General features: G+C 47.6%; 15 protein-coding genes. All 15 read left to right on the plus strand.

Annotation, left to right across the window (positions count from 1 at the left end; translation table 11 throughout):
• Positions 1-27 precede the first annotated feature (27 nt).
• The 15 genes from rsmH (at position 28) to ftsA (ending at position 17794) form a co-directional block, all read left to right on the plus strand.
• Positions 28-960 carry a 16S rRNA (cytosine(1402)-N(4))-methyltransferase RsmH gene (gene rsmH / locus FZD51_RS05365; protein WP_148973829.1) on the plus strand — a complete coding sequence of 311 codons (933 nt, stop codon included), beginning with the start codon at positions 28-30 and terminating at the stop codon, positions 958-960.
• Positions 961-1054: 94 nt separating this feature from the next.
• Positions 1055-1414, plus strand: coding sequence for a cell division protein FtsL (ftsL, locus tag FZD51_RS05370; RefSeq protein ID WP_148973830.1), 360 nt, complete (start codon positions 1055-1057; stop codon positions 1412-1414).
• Positions 1411-3654 carry a penicillin-binding protein gene (locus FZD51_RS05375; RefSeq protein ID WP_148973831.1) on the plus strand — a complete coding sequence of 748 codons (2244 nt, stop codon included), beginning with the start codon at positions 1411-1413 and terminating at the stop codon, positions 3652-3654. Before ftsL ends, FZD51_RS05375 begins: the two co-directional genes overlap by 4 nt.
• A gap of 94 nt (positions 3655-3748) precedes the next feature.
• Positions 3749-5665: a stage V sporulation protein D gene (locus tag FZD51_RS05380; RefSeq protein WP_148973833.1), complete on the plus strand. Its 1917-nt coding sequence runs from the start codon at positions 3749-3751 to the stop codon at positions 5663-5665.
• 322 nt (positions 5666-5987) lie between these two features.
• Positions 5988-7448 carry a UDP-N-acetylmuramoyl-L-alanyl-D-glutamate--2,6-diaminopimelate ligase gene (locus tag FZD51_RS05385; RefSeq protein WP_148973835.1) on the plus strand — a complete coding sequence of 487 codons (1461 nt, stop codon included), beginning with the start codon at positions 5988-5990 and terminating at the stop codon, positions 7446-7448.
• A gap of 236 nt (positions 7449-7684) precedes the next feature.
• On the plus strand, positions 7685-8656 hold the full coding sequence (gene mraY, locus FZD51_RS05390; RefSeq protein WP_148973837.1) for a phospho-N-acetylmuramoyl-pentapeptide-transferase: 972 nt from the start codon (positions 7685-7687) through the stop codon (positions 8654-8656).
• A 3-nt stretch (positions 8657-8659) separates the two neighbouring features.
• Entirely contained in the window at positions 8660-10012 is a 1353-nt protein-coding gene (gene murD, locus FZD51_RS05395; protein ID WP_148973838.1) for a UDP-N-acetylmuramoyl-L-alanine--D-glutamate ligase, read from the plus strand.
• 109 nt (positions 10013-10121) lie between these two features.
• Complete coding sequence (spoVE, locus tag FZD51_RS05400) at positions 10122-11222, plus strand: stage V sporulation protein E (protein WP_148973840.1); 1101 nt, start codon at positions 10122-10124, stop codon at positions 11220-11222.
• A gap of 279 nt (positions 11223-11501) precedes the next feature.
• Positions 11502-12605, plus strand: coding sequence for an undecaprenyldiphospho-muramoylpentapeptide beta-N-acetylglucosaminyltransferase (murG, locus tag FZD51_RS05405; RefSeq protein ID WP_148973842.1), 1104 nt, complete (start codon positions 11502-11504; stop codon positions 12603-12605).
• 54 nt (positions 12606-12659) lie between these two features.
• Positions 12660-13568 carry a UDP-N-acetylmuramate dehydrogenase gene (gene murB, locus FZD51_RS05410; protein WP_148973843.1) on the plus strand — a complete coding sequence of 303 codons (909 nt, stop codon included), beginning with the start codon at positions 12660-12662 and terminating at the stop codon, positions 13566-13568.
• A 203-nt stretch (positions 13569-13771) separates the two neighbouring features.
• Positions 13772-14569 (plus strand): cell division protein FtsQ/DivIB, encoded by a 798-nt coding sequence (locus FZD51_RS05415; protein ID WP_148973844.1) that lies wholly within the window; start codon positions 13772-13774, stop codon positions 14567-14569.
• The gene (locus FZD51_RS05420; protein WP_262380727.1) at positions 14535-15248 is read left to right on the plus strand and encodes a DUF881 domain-containing protein; all 714 of its coding nucleotides are present in this window, start codon (positions 14535-14537) and stop codon (positions 15246-15248) included. The genes FZD51_RS05415 and FZD51_RS05420 overlap by 35 nt, the downstream gene beginning before the upstream one ends.
• A 48-nt stretch (positions 15249-15296) precedes the next feature.
• Positions 15297-16028, plus strand: coding sequence for a DUF881 domain-containing protein (locus FZD51_RS05425; RefSeq protein ID WP_148974241.1), 732 nt, complete (start codon positions 15297-15299; stop codon positions 16026-16028).
• Positions 16028-16387 (plus strand): small basic family protein, encoded by a 360-nt coding sequence (locus FZD51_RS05430; protein ID WP_009791189.1) that lies wholly within the window; start codon positions 16028-16030, stop codon positions 16385-16387. Before FZD51_RS05425 ends, FZD51_RS05430 begins: the two co-directional genes overlap by 1 nt.
• 126 nt (positions 16388-16513) lie before the next feature.
• Positions 16514-17794: a cell division protein FtsA gene (gene ftsA, locus FZD51_RS05435; RefSeq protein ID WP_009791190.1), complete on the plus strand. Its 1281-nt coding sequence runs from the start codon at positions 16514-16516 to the stop codon at positions 17792-17794.
• The last annotated feature ends 33 nt before the right edge of the window (positions 17795-17827 follow it).

Raw genomic sequence — 17827 nt, forward strand, 5'->3', positions numbered from 1 at the left:
GATTCGATTGGAAGGTGGAAGACAAGTATGTTTGATCATAAAACAGTTTTGCTGGAGGAAACGGTAGCCGGCCTGGATATTAAGCCGGATGGCGTCTATGTCGATTGTACAATGGGCGGGGCCGGGCACAGTGAACTGATTCTGACACAGCTGTCAAACCGGGGAAAGCTGTATGCTTTTGACCAGGATGAAACAGCTATTGAAAATGCACAAAAGAAGCTCAGTAAATATGGAGACAAAATCACTATTATAAAAAGCAATTTTCTTCATTTAAAGGAAGAGCTGGAAAAAGCCGGAGTCACCGAGGTGGATGGTGTGCTCTATGATCTTGGCGTTTCTTCTCCGCAGCTTGATACACCTGAGCGGGGATTCAGCTATCATCATGATGCTCCGCTTGATATGCGCATGGATAAGGATGCAAGCCTGTCCGCTTATGAAGTGGTGAATGATTGGCCGTATGAGGACCTTGTCAGGATATTCTTCCGGTATGGCGAGGAAAAGTTCTCGAAGCAAATAGCAAGAAAGATTGAAGCGGCCAGGGAGAAAGCACCGATTGAGACGACCTCCCAGCTGGTCGAACTGATAAAAGACGGCATACCTGCGCCGGCAAGAAGGAAAGGCGGCCATCCTGCCAAGCGGGTTTTCCAGGCAATCAGGATTGCTGTCAACGATGAGCTTGGTGTTTTTGAGAAGTCGCTTGAGCAGGCGATTGATATTCTGAAGCCAGGCGGCAGGATCAGTGCCATTACTTTCCACTCGCTTGAGGACAGGATATGCAAAGCGACTTTCAAGAAAGCGAGCGAGACTCCGCCGCTGCCTCCGGGCCTGCCGATCATTCCAGATGAATTCAAGCCGGTGCTTAAGCTTGTTGCAAGGAAGCCTATACTTCCATCAGAAGAAGAACTGGAAGAAAACAACAGAGCGCGGTCGGCAAAGCTGAGGGTTGCAGAAAAACTGTAAGCAAATCAATAAGGGGACAAGCTTAACAGCTTGCCCCAATATAAAAATAAAGGCCAGGCATTGTCCGGCCCTATATGATCACAGGAGGGATAAAATGAGCAACTTGGCAAGGAAAATGCAGCAGGAGGAAGTACAGCAGCACAAGACAGCTGTAAAGGTGAAGAAGGTTAAGATCAAGAACCTGTGGCTCTCGCCCGGCGAAAAAATTATGGGTGTCGTTTTTGGGGCCATTGTCTGTTTTGGCGCTGTCCACATCATTTCAAACCAGGCTGCCATTTATGAGATGAACAAAGATATCCAGGACATCCAAACCTCTATAAATGAGAAAGAAAAATCAAATCGCGAGCTTGAATTGCAAATCAGCGAGCTTAGTACATACGAGCGTATTTTTGAAAAAGCAAAATCTCTTGGTCTGACACTTAATGAAAATGTCAGAGGTGTACAGGATAAATGATGAAAAAACAGCCAAATATCAATTATGGAGCAGCGATATTATTTGTAATATTCAGCCTGCTCTTTTTTGTTCTGATGTACAGATTTGTGTCGATTCAAATAACAGGAGAAGCGGGCGGCCAGCCTTTGGCCGCAAAAGCGGAGCAGAAGTATACCAATGAACGCGTCCTTGAGGCGAAAAGGGGGACCATCTATGACCGGGGCGGCGACGTGGTAGCCGAAGATGGAAGCTCATTCACGCTGGTTGCCATCCTTAACAAAAAAATGACTGTCAATAAGAAGAAGCCGCAGCATGTAGTGGATAAGGACAAGACGGCAAGGGAGCTTTCAAAGGTAATTGACCTGGAAGAATCCGAGATTAAGAGGATTCTTTCAAAGCCTGGTGCCAAACAGGTGGAGTTCGGTACGGCAGGCCGCAATATTTCGAATTCGCTTAAGAGGGAAATCGAGGACCTGAAGCTTCCGGGAATCTCTTTCCGGCCGGAAATCAAGCGATTCTACCCAAATGGGATGTTTGCATCCCATCTGGTGGGCTATGTGGAAAAGCCCGAAGAAGAGGATAAGGATGAACCGGACAGAACGCCTGCAGTGGGGAGGCTTGGGATAGAAAAAAGCCTGAACACCGTCCTGAGCGGCATCAATGGGAAGGTAACCTATGAAAAAGATCACTGGGGATATCTTCTCCCGGGGACTGACGAAAAGGTAAAACCGGCCAAGGATGGAAATGATGTATATCTGACGATCGATAAAAAAATCCAGACATTCCTGGAAGACAGCATGAACAGTGTCCAGAAGGAATATAACCCGAAGAAAATGGTGGCAATCGTGGCTGACCCTAAGACAGGCGACATCCTCGCAATGTCGCAGCGGCCGTCCTTCCATCCTCAGACAAGGGAAGGCCTTGAGGATGATTGGTATAATGAGGCGATCGAGACCTCTTTTGAACCAGGTTCGACCATGAAAATTTTCACGCTGGCATCAGCGATAGAAGAAGGGAAATTCAATCCCAATGCCTGGTATGAGTCAGGGACATATGTGGTTGACAAGGGGTCAAGGCCTGTCCGTGACCATAACTATGGACGCGGATGGGGTTCAATCACCTATCTTGAAGGGGTGCAGCGCTCCTCCAATGTCGCTTTTGCAAAAATTGCCAAAGAGCAGCTTGGCTTTGATGCTTTCAGAAAGTATCTGACCAGGTTTGGGTTTGATAATCCTACCGGAATAGACCTTCCGAATGAAACAGGTGCTAAATTCGCCTATCAGTATCCGATTGAAAAGGCAAACACTGCTTTCGGACAGGGGACGGCTGTCACGCCGATCCAGCAGATCCAGGCAGCAACCGCCATTGCGAATAAAGGGCAGATGATGAAGCCCCATGTGATTGACAAAATCGTGGATTCATCAACAGGAGAAGTGATCAAGGATACAAAGCCTGAAAGCGCCGGAAATCCGATTTCCGAAAAAACGGCGAAGGAAGTCCTTGATATACTTGAAACAGTGGTTTCAGCAGAAAAAGGGACAGGCTATAAAAAATATAATCTGGAAGGCTATAAAGTTGCAGGGAAAACCGGAACCGCACAGATTCCGGGATCAGGCGGATATTTGACCGGGCCTGAGAACTATGTTTTCTCTTTCATGGGCATGGCGCCGGCAGAAGATCCTGAGCTGGTCATGTACGTGGCAGTCCAGCAGCCGCAAATCGATGATTACGTGAAAGGGTCTCTGCCTGTATCGCAGATCTTCAAGCCGGTTATGCAGAACAGCCTTCAATATTTAAATATAGAACCTTCAAAGCAGACGAAAGTCGAAGCAAAAGAGGTTCCGGATGTTGCAGGCCTTTCTGCGGAAGTCGCTGTCAAAAAGCTGAGCGGCGCCGGGTTTGTGCCGGCGGTGATCGGGAAAGGCGGCAAAATAACGGGACACCTTCCGGAACCGGGAGCTTCTATACTCGAAGGGGAACGGGTAGTCATTAAAACGGACGGGACTTTGAATGTTCCGGATATGCAGGGCTGGTCCATGAGGGATGTTATGAAGACGGCTAAAATTGCCGGCCTGAAGCTGAATACGGTAGGCAGCGGCTTTGCAGTCAAGCAGAATCTTTCCCCGGGGTCTCCAGTCAAGGAAGGCGAGTTTCTAATTGTGGACTTTGAAACGCCTCTGGAACAATACAGCAGGTCAGCGGCTGAAGAGGACGAAGCTGCCGGCGGGGAAGACGCTGAAGAGGAAGAAGTATTGGATTAACAGGAAAGGGCGCACCGCTTCAGGCGGTGCGTTCTATTTGTGCTGGTACAAGCATATAGTTGAACGAGCCATAATTGAAGGAGGTTCGTTTTTCATGCGCGTTTCAAATGTTACCGTAAGAAAACGGTTGACCATTGCTTTATTGGCAGGCATACTCATCTTTTTCATCATCGATATCCGGCTCGGATATGTCCAATTTTTCCTTGGCAGCATGCTGACGGATGAAGCTAAAGAGCTGTGGAGCCGGGACATCCCTTTTGAGCCGGAAAGGGGAGAAATCGTCGACCGCAATGGTGTGGCTTTGGCAACCAATGTCAGTGCCCCGACCGTCTATGTCGTTCCAAGGCAGGTAAAAGATCCTGATGATACGGCTGAAAAGCTGGCCGCCATACTGAATATGTCCGAGGAGAAGGCGCTTCAGCTGATCACCAAGCAGGCATCAAGTGTAAAAATACCTGAGGGCAGAAAAATTTCCCATGAAAAAGCGACAGAAATCAGGGCGGAGGGAATGGCTGGGGTCTATATCGCCGAGGACTCCAAGCGGCATTATCCTTTTGGCAATTATCTTTCCCATGTGCTCGGATTTGCCGGGATCGACAACCAGGGGCTGATGGGGCTGGAGCTTTATTATGACAAAGATTTGAAGGGCGAGAAAGGCTCTGTCAAATTTTATGCAAATGCAAAGGGACAGCGGATGAATGATATGGCAGATGATTATAAGGCGCCGGTCGATGGCATGGACCTGAAGCTGACGATCGATTCGAAGGTGCAGACGATCGTCGAGAGGGAGCTGGATATTGCAGAGGCGGCCTATAATCCGGACGGCATCATAGCCATTGCCATGAACCCGAATACAGGGGAAATCCTCGCAATGTCAAGCAGGCCGGACTTTGATCCTGCCAATTTCCGGAACGTTGCGCCGGATATATACAACCGGAACCTGCCGGTCTGGAGCTCATATGAGCCGGGCTCCACTTTTAAAATCATCACCCTGGCAGCCGCCCTCGAAGAAGGGAAAGTGGATCTTGCCAAAGATCACTTTCATGATCCGGGCTACACTGAAGTAGGAGGAGCGAGACTGCGCTGCTGGAAAAGAGGAGGGCATGGAAGCCAATCATTCCTCGAAGTCGTGCAAAATTCATGCAACCCGGGCTTTGTGGAACTAGGAGAAAGGCTTGGGAAGGAAACACTGTTCAAATATATTAAAGACTTTGGTTTTGGCGCAAAAACAGGCATAGATCTTCAGGGTGAATCAAAAGGGATCTTATTCAATCTTGATAATGTGGGTCCTGTTGAACAGGCGACCACTGCTTTCGGACAGGGTGTTTCTGTTACACCGATCCAGCAGGTTGCCGCGATATCTGCAGCCGTCAATGGCGGGACGCTTTATACACCCTTTATAGCAAAAGAGCTGGTTGACCCTGCTTCAGGAGAAATCGTGATGAGAAAAACCCCTGAGGCTAAGAGAAAAGTGATATCAGAGGAAACTTCGAAGGAAATCCGCCTGGCACTTGAAAGTGTAGTGGCTCAAGGGTCCGGGAAAAAAGCATTTGTAGACGGATACAGAGTTGGCGGCAAAACCGGAACTGCACAAAAGGCGGAAAACGGAAGATATCTCGAAAATAATCATATTGTATCTTTTATAGGATTTGCCCCTGCAGATGATCCTGAGCTTGTTGTTTATGTGGCAGTGGATAATCCAAAGGGCACTATCCAGTTTGGCGGGGTTGTCGCCGCGCCGATCGTCGGGAATATCATGGGGGACAGCCTTAGGGCGATGGGTGTCGAGCCGAGAAAGGATCAGCTTGAAAAAGAACTGACATGGCTGGATACACCGATGGTAGAAGTGCCGGATTTAGTTGGCATCACGAAAAAGGAGCTCGGCGAATTGCTTGTCAACCTGAAGATAGACGGGAGCGGGGAAGGCGAGACAGTCGTCAGGCAAACCCCTCAGCCTGGTGTAAAACTGAAGGAAGGCTCCACAATCAGGCTGTATTTCGACGACAAATAAGAGCATGATGCGGGCGGCCGGACAGCGCTGCCCGTTTTCTTTGATAAGAAGCAAAAGGGAATTTCCGCATCTCTTTCAAGCAAAGGAAGTTTTTCTTTAAATTTTCATTACTAAATGGCTAAAAAGAGAATAATCATGTAAAATATAAGTCGCCATGCAGGAAATATCTAAGCTGATAGCTTCATGGGAAGCATACAGCAGCGTTTTTATTATCCGTGAAAATGCCGCTGCTGATCGCTGCATGGCCAACTGAGCAAAACGGCAGGGGATGACGCAGGCCGATACTGCCTGTCTTTCCTGCGAATGAGAGGAATGGGTTTAATTGAAATTACATACACTGCTTCACTATCTCCATCCTTTTAAACCTTTTGGCGGAGATAATCCTGAAATAGTATCCTTGGAAAATGATAGCAGGCAAGTGAAAAAAGGGAGCTTGTTCATCTGCATCGAGGGCTTTACGGTGGATGGACATCATTATGCAGAAACAGCTGTCCAGAACGGGGCGGCGGCCGTTTTGGCTGAAAGGGAGCTTTCGCTGAATGTCCCTGTCATCATTGTCAAGGATACAGCAAGGGCCATGGCTGTACTGGCGGATGCTTTCTACGGCCAGCCGAGCCAGCAGCTGCATCTGATCGGGATCACCGGTACAAACGGAAAAACGACGACGAGCCATCTTATTGAAAAGGTTCTGGCGGATGCCGGCAAAAGCACGGGCCTCATCGGGACGATGTACACCAAAGTCGCCGGCGAGACGCTTGAAACGAAGAATACGACGCCGGAAAGCCTGACATTGCAGAAGACCTTTGCTTCCATGGTCGAAAAGAAAGTGGAAGCAGCTGTCATGGAAGTAAGCTCCCACGCACTTGATGAAGGGCGCGTCCATGGCTGCGATTTCAATGTGGCCGTTTTTACCAATCTGACTCAGGACCATCTGGATTATCACAAAACGATGGACGAATACAGAAGGGCCAAAGGCTTGCTTTTTGCACAGCTTGGGAGTGCGTTCTATCATCATAAACCTAAGTATGCTGTCTTGAATGCTGATGATCCGGCAAGCGCTGAGTACAGAAAATCGACCGCTGCGCAGATCCTGACCTACGGCATCGATAATGAAGCGGATTTGCGTGCTGTGCACATCCAGATGGATGCCAGAGGGACTTCATTCGACCTTGTCAGCCCGTTTGGCGTGCACCCTGTTGCCATGCAGCTGATCGGCAAATTCAGTGTTTATAATGTGCTGGCTGCAATTGGTGCAGCTTTGGCTTCAGGTCTTGAGCTCGAAGCGATCCTGGAATCCATTTCGACTGTGAAAGGTGTCCCGGGCAGATTTGAAACAGTGGATGCCGGACAGGATTTTTCTGTGATTGTCGACTATGCGCACACGCCTGACAGTCTGGAAAATGCATTGGAAACGGTAAAAGAGTTTGCTGAAGGCAGGATTTTCGTCGTAGTTGGCTGCGGCGGTGACAGAGACAGAACCAAAAGGCCGCTGATGGCTAAGATCGCCTGCCGGCTTGCAACGGATGCGGTATTTACATCGGATAATCCGAGAAGCGAGGATCCGGATGAAATATTGAAAGATATGGCTGCGGGCGTCCCTGAAGGAAATTACACAATGATAGCAGACCGCAAAGAGGCAATAGCATACAGTGTTGGTGCTGCCGGCAAGGGAGATGTGATTCTCATAGCAGGCAAAGGGCATGAAACGTACCAGCAGATCGGCGGGCAGACATTTGACTTTGACGACAGGACCGCAGCAAGAGAAGCTATATTGAACAGATAAGCAGGGCAGCAGCCGGAAAAGCTGCTGCTATGCTGAATATGCTCTATAACAAATAATAAATAGATATACTGAAAGGCTTTTGATCATGACGAATACTATTCAATCCAGCAGTGCCGAATATGGCATAGCTGCCCACAACAACCATAAGATAGAAAATAAAAGTCTTAATGACAGGCTCACTACATATGATATTGCAGTAATGAATGAGCGGGCATTACCGGAAGGGGGGGAATAAAATGATGGAGCAGGCAATATTTCTGACAATCCTGATGGGGTTTTTAATAACAGTCCTACTATCTCCCATTTTCATCCCTTTCCTTAGAAGGCTGAAATTCGGTCAGAGCATCCGTGAGGAAGGCCCGCAATCTCACCAGAAAAAAACAGGCACGCCGACGATGGGCGGAATCATGATTCTGCTTTCGGTCACTGTGACTACCCTGGTGATGTCCAGTAAGTTTGCGGAGCCTACAGCAGAGATTTATATGGTCCTATTGGTCACACTTGGCTTTGGGCTTCTTGGTTTTCTGGATGATTTCATCAAGGTGGCGCTAAAAAGGAATCTAGGCCTTACTTCTAAGCAAAAGCTGCTGGGCCAGATTATCATATCGCTCATTTTTTATTTTATTTTCCAAACAAATGAATTTTCAACAGAGGTCTCTATCCCGTTTACTGATCTGTCCATCGACTTAGGCTGGAGCTACGCATTGTTCATCATTTTTTGGCTTGTCGGCTTTTCCAATGCTGTCAATCTGACAGACGGGCTGGACGGACTTGTTTCCGGTACGGCGGCCATCGCGTTCGGGGCCTTTGCTGTTCTGGCCTGGAACCAGTCCCAATTTGAAGTGTCGATCTTTTCAGTTGCTGTTGTCGGTGCTGTACTGGGATTCCTTGTATTCAATGCCCATCCGGCAAAAGTATTCATGGGCGACACCGGCTCGCTTGCCCTGGGTGGTGCAATTGCGACTGTTGCCATCCTGACAAAGCTTGAGTTCATCCTGATCATCATCGGCGGGGTTTTTGTCATTGAGACGCTGTCTGTTATTCTGCAGGTAATATCTTTTAAAACAACTGGTAAGAGGATTTTTAAAATGAGTCCCCTTCACCATCATTATGAGCTTGTCGGCTGGTCGGAATGGCGCGTAGTAGTGACTTTCTGGACAGTCGGGCTCCTGTTTGCAATCCTGGGAATCTATATCGAGGTGTGGTAATAATTGAAGCAGATAGATACTTACCGTCATAAAAAAATTCTTGTACTCGGACTCGCCAAGAGCGGTGTGAGTGCAGCTTCCCTGCTGCACAAGCTGGGGGCCTTTGTCACTGTTAACGATATGAAGCCTCTATCTGAAAATCCGGAAGCCCAGGGCTTGCTTGAGCAGGGGATCAAGGTTATATGCGGAGACCATCCGATAGAGCTTTTGGATGAAGGGTTTGAACTTATTGTTAAGAACCCGGGGATCCCTTATCATAATCCAATGATAGAGGGGGCCATGGAGCGCGGCATTCCTGTCATTACAGAAGTGGAGCTTGCGTATCAGATTTCCGAAGCAGCATTTATCGCGATCACTGGAACGAACGGGAAAACAACAACGACAACCCTTGTCCATGAAATGCTGGAAGCAGGCGGAAAGTCGCCGTTGATTGCGGGGAATATCGGGACGGTTGCCACAGGCGTTGCGGAAGGTGCAGATTCCGCAAATACCATTGTCATTGAGCTGTCTTCTTTCCAGCTGATGGGCATAGAGGCCTTCAGGCCGAAAATCGCGATTCTTACAAATCTGTATGATGCCCATCTGGATTATCATGGGACAAGGCATGAGTACTTTGAAGCCAAAGCCAATATAACTAAAAACCAGACAGAAGAAGATTACTTTATTATCAATGCTGACCAGGAGGCTGTCGTTCAATTGGCGGAAAAAAGCCGCGCCCGGATTGTGCCGTTCTCTGTGAGCAGGGTTCTTGATGCAGGGGCATGTGTAAAGGATGGCTGGATCTGTTTTAATGGGGAGCCTGTCATGAAGCGGGAAGATGCATCCCTTCCCGGCGATCATAATCTGGAGAACATCCTTTCTTCGATTGCAGCCGCGAAGCTTTCAGGCGTGGATAATAAAGCGATCTTTAAGGTCATGTCCTCTTTTGCAGGTGTCAAACACAGACTGCAGTATATCGGTGAAGTGGACGGACGGAAATTCTACAATGATTCCAAGGCTACAAATATACTTGCTACGAAAAATGCTATTGCCGCTTTTGATGTTCCTGTCATACTGCTGGCCGGCGGTCTTGACCGCGGCAATGATTTTGAAGAATTGATCCCTTCATTGGCTAATGTAGAAACACTGATCACCTTTGGGCAGACAGCCGGAAAAATAGAAGAGGCAGGAAAGCTTGCGGGAATAAAATCGATCATGCGTGTCGATAATGTTGCTAGCGCCGTACCCGCCGCCCACAGGCTTTCAAAGCCGGGCGATGTTATTCTCCTCTCGCCGGCATGTGCAAGCTGGGACCAATACAAAACTTTTGAGGTCAGGGGAGACATCTTTATCGATGCGGTGCATAAGCTTAAGTAAGGGCTTGTCCCGGGCGCTGGCCGTCCGGGAGCGACTGCATCCTCATTGTGCTGCAAACTGGAATGCATGCTCATGCAGGCCCTAAAACTTGCATTCGAGGTGTATTCTGTTGCCAACAAAAAGATCTACTCCGGACTTTATATTGATTTTAGTTACATTTACTCTGCTGGCAGTCGGCCTCATTATGGTATACAGCGCCAGTGCCATTTGGGCAGAGTATAAGTTTGATGATTCCTTTTTCTTTGCGAAGAGGCAGATGCTCTTTGCAGCCGCAGGCATCATGGCCATGTTTTTTATCATGAATATCGATTATTGGACATGGAGGACCTGGGCCAAGGCAATTGTAATCATTTGCTTTGTACTGCTGGTTCTCGTTCTGATTCCCGGGGTTGGAAATGTAAGGAATGGATCAAGGAGCTGGATAGGCGTGGGGGCATTTTCCATCCAGCCTTCCGAATTCATGAAGCTTGCCATGATTGCGTTCCTGGCTAAGTACCTTTCTGAAAGGCAAAAGCTGATAACCTCTTTCCGCAAGGGGCTCGTCCCTTCCCTTGGGCTCGCATTTCTTGCATTCGGAATGATTATGCTTCAGCCTGACCTTGGGACAGGGACCGTCATGATCGGGACCTGTGTGGTTATGATATTTATCTCCGGGGCTAAGATAAGCCATTTTGCTGTTCTTGGGCTTATCGGCCTGGGGGGCTTTGCAGGGCTGGTGCTGTCAGCTCCGTACAGGATGAAGCGGATCACATCATTCCTTGATCCATGGGAGGATCCGCTTGGGAGCGGCTTCCAGATCATCCAGTCATTATATGCAATAGGGCCAGGCGGGCTATTCGGCCTTGGCCTAGGGGAGAGCAGGCAAAAGTTTTTTTATCTGCCAGAACCCCAGACCGATTTTATTTTTGCCATCCTGGCGGAAGAATTGGGCTTTATCGGTGGCTCTTTCGTGCTTTTACTGTTTTCTCTCCTCCTCTGGAGGGGGATAAGGATTGCGCTGGGAGCACCTGATTTGTACGGCAGCTTCCTTGCCGTGGGAATCATTGCGATGGTGGCGATCCAGGTTATGATTAACATCGGGGTTGTTACCGGGCTGATGCCGGTAACAGGGATTACACTCCCTTTCCTCAGCTATGGCGGTTCGTCCCTTACTCTAATGCTGATGGCGATCGGAGTCCTCCTGAATATAAGCCGGCATGCGAGATACTGACCCTGTTTCCGACAGGGTTTCTTTTTACTTTCCGGGCTGGCTATACAAGGGAAAGAAGCTTCTTCGATACAGCTTCAAAAATCAGGGTGACTATCCATATATTTTAAGGATTTTTATTACATTTGCATGACATTAATGTTATGGCTTATTAGAGCCGTTTAGATTATAGTAGAATGGGGTAAAGCGTGAGAGTGTTTTTTAAGGGAGACTTTGTGCTGCCACCCCTATTAGGCTATAAATGCCTGCTAAATACCAACACTCTTCTTTGAGGTGAAAGTCATGAGAATTGCAGTCAGCGGAGGCGGTACAGGAGGACATATATATCCTGCACTCGCATTGATCAGAGAAATTCAAAAAGAGCATAAAGACACAGAGTTTTTATATATAGGGACTGAAAAGGGGCTGGAGAGCACTCTCGTGGAAAGAGAAGGCATCCCGTTCAAATCCATACATATCACTGGCTTCAAAAGAAAGCTGTCTTTTGAAAATATTAAAACTGTATTCAGATTCCTGAAAGGAACAGCTGACAGCAGGAAAATGCTCAAGGACTTCAAGGCAGACATTGTCATCGGAACTGGCGGCTATGTGTGCGGTCCTGTTGTCTATGCAGCTGCCAAGCTTGGCATCCCGACCATCATACACGAGCAAAATAGTGTCCCGGGACTGACCAACAAATTCCTGAGCAGATATGTCGATAAAATAGCAGTCTGTTTTGAAGAAGCAAAAGAATTCTTTCCGTCCGATAAAGTTATTTTGACCGGAAATCCCCGCGCCTCTGAAGTGATTGGCCAGGACCCTGTCAAAGGCAGGCTGTCAGCCGGGCTGAAAACAAATATCCCGTCTGTTTTGATCTTTGGCGGCAGCAGGGGCGCAAGGCCGATTAATGAAGCAGTGCTGAAATCGCTCGCCGAGCTGCAGGATAAGCCTTACCAGGTGCTGTATGTGACAGGAGAAGTGCACTATGAGGAAGTCAGAAAAGAGGTAGAGCTGGTCGGCAATCCGCCAAATGTGATCATAAAGCCATTTGTCCATAATATGCCGGAGGTTTTGGCCGGCACGGACCTGACAGTGGCAAGGGCGGGGGCGACCACTCTTGCAGAGCTGACATCACTTGGAATCCCGAGCATACTGGTGCCAAGCCCTTATGTGACCAACAACCACCAGGAGAAAAATGCCAGGGCCCTTTCTGATAACGGGGCAGCAGAACTCCTGCTTGAAAAAGAACTGACCAGCAAGAAGCTTGTCGCTTCAATTGATGGAATACTCCTTGATGAGAAGAAACTGAAGGATATGAAAAAAGCGGCCAGGGAATTGGGGATACCGGATGCGGCCAAAAGGCTGCACCGCGTCATGGAAGACCTTGTCCGTAAGAAGGGCCGGTAGCCCAAAGAGCTTAAAAGACATAAGATAGTAAAAAGAGTGGAAAGGGAGGTATATATGGACGAATTGATCAGCAGGCTTAAAGATATGCAGGTTGGAAAAGTGAAAGAAAATGAACCTTTGGCCAACCATACTACCATGAAAATAGGCGGCCCCGCCGATTTGTTTGTAGAACCTTCATCTATAGACAATTTCATTAAAACAATGGAGCTTATCCGTGAACATGATATCAAGTGGAGGGTAATAGGCAGGGGATCGAATCTGCTTGTATCAGATAAAGGGATTGAGGGGGCCGTCATTAAGCTTGGCCCAGGATTGGATAAACTCGAAGTGGACGGATCTGAGGTAACTGCTGGCGGAGGATTCTCTATCGTGAGCCTATCCGTCCAGATCAGCCGGAAAGGCCTATCCGGCCTGGAATTCGCAAGCGGCATCCCGGGTTCGGTCGGCGGTGCGGTCTATATGAATGCCGGCGCCCACGGCTCCGATATTTCAAAGATCCTCAAGAAAGCTTTTGTGCTCTTTGAAGATGGCAAAATGGAATGGCTCACCAATGAGCAAATGAAATTTTCCTACCGTACATCAGTTCTTCAGAAGGAGCGGCCCGGCATCGTGCTTGAGGCAGTTTTCAGCCTTAAGGAAGGAGAGAGAGACAGCATTGTGGCAGAGATGCAAAAGAACAAGGATTACCGGAAAGAAACACAGCCCTATAACTATCCTTGTGCAGGAAGCATCTTCCGCAATCCGCTTCCACAATATGCCGGACAGCTGATTGAGTCGGCAGGTTTAAAAGGCCACAGCATCGGCGGGGCAAAGATTTCCGAGCTGCATGGGAACTTCATCGTAAATGCCGGCAGCGCGTCGGCAGAAGATGTTCTTGGATTGATCGAGCATGTAAAAGATACTATCTATTCCCAATATAAGGTTAAAATGGAAACCGAAGTGGAAATTATCGGCCGAAAGTAACAGGAAATTCTGCTTACTGCTGCCATTTATTGTGATATAATATTTCCTTAGAAATAACCTTTAAAAGCCGGCAGAAGCACCACCGGCATTCACAAATGCCGGTGCCCATTCTGCTTTCCGTCTGACGAAAACGTTATGCTGCCTGCCAGGCTGATAGGCTATTGGCATTATGCGGCTAAAGCTTTTATAGTGAGGTGAAGGTTATGGAGAAAGGGAACGTAGTCTCGCTGGAGGATCGAATTCCCAAACTGAAGCAGCAAAGAAGGAAAAAAGCGAACCGCAGGCTTATCGTTTTATTGCTTTTATTCTTTTCTATGATTGTTTTTGTGATATATTTCCAGTCGCCTTTAAGCCGTGTAAAAGAGATCAGCATCAGCGGAAATCAGACATACACGACAGAAGAATTGATTAGCGTAAGCGGCCTTTCAAAGAAAACAAATATTTGGAAGGTTGATAAGGGGGCAATTGAGGGTAGACTGAAAGAGCTGCCTGAAATCAGCGGGGCTGAAATAAAAACCCGCCTCCCCAATACGGTTGACATCAAGGTGGCTGAGCACAATCGCATTGCCTACATAGCGAAAGAAAAAAGTTTTTTGCCTGTACTTGAAAACGGGATGATACTTAGCAAACAGGAAATCACAGACATTCCAGTTAATGCACCTCTGCTGCTCGGATTCAAGGAGGGCGACGTCCTCCTTGAGATGATAGACAGCCTGGAAAGCCTTCCGAAAGAGGTGCTGAACGCAATTTCGGAGATTCATTATTCTCCTAAAGAAACGGACGAGTATCATATTACTCTATATATGAATGACGGGTTCGAAGTTAGTGCTACATTGCGGAGCTTTTCAGAAAAGATGGCGCATTATCCTTCAATCATCAGCCAGCTGGACCCCGGGGTCAGCGGCGTGATTGATCTGGAAGTAGGTTCTTATTTTAAAGCCTACGGTCCGGAAGGAGAGGATAGCCGTGGAGAAGAAGAAGACGAAGAAGGTGAAAGGTAAGCGGGTTGTCCTTTCACTGGTGCTCCTTGTTCTCGGCTATATGCTTTCATTTTCCTATCACTTTACAAAAAGTGAAAATGAGGAAGCAGACATGACAGGAAGCCAGTGGGAACGGGACTCTGCACTGAGAAGCCAGCTCATCAGCATGGAAGAGCGCAACCGCAGGCTCCAGAAGGAATTGGACAGCAAACAGGGACAGGTTCTCCAATTCGAAAAGGATTTGTCAAAAGAGGCACAGGTATATTTCAACCTGGCAGAGGACGCAGAGAAATACAGGATGTATCTTGGGAAAGTCGCCGTCCTGGGCAAAGGGGTGGAGGTTACATTGGCTGACGGGGATTATAATCCCAGCGAAGCCAATGTAAACAGCTATATTGTCCATGAACACCATGTTTTCAAGGTAATCAATGAACTGTATATTTCTGGTGCTTCAGCTGTTGCAGTTAACGGCCAGCGCCTTTCCCATGACTCATATATTTTGTGCAATGGCCCTGTCATTGAAATTGATGGAAAACAGCATCCGGCACCTTTTGTCATTGAAGCAATCGGCGATCCGGAGGTTCTTTCTTCAGCGCTGAACCTTACAGGCGGAGTCAAGGATTCGCTTGTCAATGAGAACATCCAGTTCTCGCTGGAGGAAAAGGCTGAAATCAAAATGGAACCCAATCTGGGGAATTAAATACGGCTGATCCACTTACTGGAAGCAGGAGAAAGTAAGGTGGAAATCGTGAAAAGGAATCAGATCATAAGCTTTACGGTAATTTCCGCTGTGATCGGCTTTATGATTGCGGTCCAGTTCCAATCCGTCAAAGAGCCGGTGGTGAGGGATACCCGCGACACATGGCAGCTTAGGGAGGACTTGCGGAAAGAACAGGAAATCCAGCTGAGGCTGATACGCGAAATCAGATCAAACGAGCTGAAGCTTGCTCAATATGAAAATAAGCGGGAACAAAGCAAAGAACAGGTGCTGAAGGAAACGCTGGGTGAGCTTAAAGAGGAAGCTGGCCTGACGGAAGTTAAAGGCCCGGGGGTTACCATCCTCATTGAGCCTGCTGTTGAAGAAGCACTCCTGGGCAATGCACCCGGTGATGTTTCGCCTGATCTGCTTAAAAGGCTGGTCAATGAGCTGAATATGCATGATGCAGAGCAAATATCGATTGACGGGCACAGAATCATTAATACGACCGTCATCCGCGATATTAACGGCGAAACCAAAATCGACGGCCATGCAGTCAGTTCTTTGCCGATCGAAGTCAGAGCGGCCGCAGAAGATATGCAGTCAGCTCAAAAGCTTTATAATCAGATGCAGGTATCCAAATCGGCAGAAGAATTCTTCGTCGAAAATCTCAGGGTCACTATACTGAAGCCAAAGGAGAACATTGTCATCCCTGCCTATCAGGATACGATCCGGGTAAAAAATATGGAACCTGCAGAATCTGAAAAAGGAGGCAGTTCTTAATGTGGCTTCCCGTACTGGGTTTGCTTATCGGGGCCATACTGGGCCTTCTTACGGATTTCAGGATCCCTGATGAGTACTCCAATTATTTGTCTATTGCAGTGCTGGCTGCCCTTGACACCCTGTTTGGGGGCATCCGTGCGCATCTGCAGGATATATATGATGAAAAGGTATTTGTATCCGGCTTTTTCTTTAACATCCTGCTGGCAGCATCTTTAGCTTTTCTGGGGGTTCATCTTGGTGTAGACTTGTATTTAGCCGCAGTTTTTGCGTTTGGGGTAAGGCTTTTCCAAAACATAGCGGTCATCCGGAGAATTATTCTGACCAAATGGTCGAACCGAGAAAAAGTAGAAAAAAGTTAAGATAGAATAAAGGGAAATATATTAGTTTTGCCGAATAATTTAAATGATTATATTAATTTAAGATAAAACTAAAAATTGGCATTATTGTTGTTCAATAATCGGATTTGCAAAAGGAGGTGCCAGAGAATGAACAGCAATGAAATTTATGTTAGTCTTGACATCGGTACATCCAGTGTAAAAGTAATCATTGGTGAAATGGTCAACGACTCTTTAAACATTATCGGTGTAGGCAATGTGAAGTCTGAAGGATTGCGCAAAGGCTCAATTGTTGATATAGATGAAACCGTTCATTCTATAAAAAAGGCAATCGAACAAGCTGAGAGAATGATAGGGATGGAGATTAGGCAGGTCATCGTCGGCATCACCGGAAATCATGTCATGCTCCAGCCTTCGCATGGAGTAGTGGCAGTCTCCAGTGATAACAGGGAGATTACAGATGAAGATGTTGCAAGGGTGATCGATGCCGCCCAGGTGGTTTCCATCCCTCCTGAAAGAGAGATTGTGGATGTCATTCCGAAGCAATTTATTGTAGACGGTTTGAATGAAATAAACGACCCGCGGGGCATGATTGGTGTCCGCCTTGAAATGGAAGGCACCATTATTACAGGTTCTAAGACAATTCTACATAATATTCTGAGATGTGTTGAAAGAGCAGGGCTTGAAATTTTGGACATAACGCTCCAGCCGCTTGCAGCAGGGGCATTCGCACTTTCAAAGGACGAAATGAATCTCGGAGTGGCCTTGGTCGATATGGGCGGCGGCTCTACAACCGTTGCCCTGTTCGAGCAGGGAATCATGAAGGCAACGATCGTACTTCCTGTCGGCGGGGACCATATTACCAAGGATTTATCCATTGGCCTCAGGACCTCTACAGAGGATGCCGAAAAAATCAAAACCAAATACGGTTATGCTTTTTATGACCACGCTTCTGAAGATGAAGTCTTCAGTGTCCCGATTATCGGGAGCGATCAGCACCAGCAATTTAATCAGCTTGAAATTTCTGATATTATTGAAGCAAGGATGGAAGAAATTTTCGATCTGATCCAGAATGAGATTAAGAGATTGGGAGTCAGCGACCTGCCGGGAGGCTATGTCCTGACAGGTGGAGTAGCCAACACCCAGGGCATCCTGGAACTGGCACAGATCATTTTCCAGAACCGCGTCCGGATTGCCATTCCGGATTATATCGGCGTAAGGGAGCCGCAGTATACAACAGCAGTCGGCCTGATCAAGTTTGCATATAAAAATGCAAGGCTTCAGGGCAGGAAGATAGAGCCTGCCCAAGTGAACGAGGCGAAGGAGAAACGCGTCCAAAAACAACCGCAACCAAAAGCAAGACCGGAAAAACAGCCGGAAGAAAAGATTACATCACGAGTTAAAAAGTTCCTTGGCTACTTTTTCGAGTAAACAGTGCTTTAAGGAATATCGACGAATTAGGAG

The organism is Bacillus infantis (assembly GCF_008180445.1).
GTDB classification, from domain to species: domain Bacteria; phylum Bacillota; class Bacilli; order Bacillales; family Cytobacillaceae; genus Bacillus_AB; species Bacillus_AB infantis_B.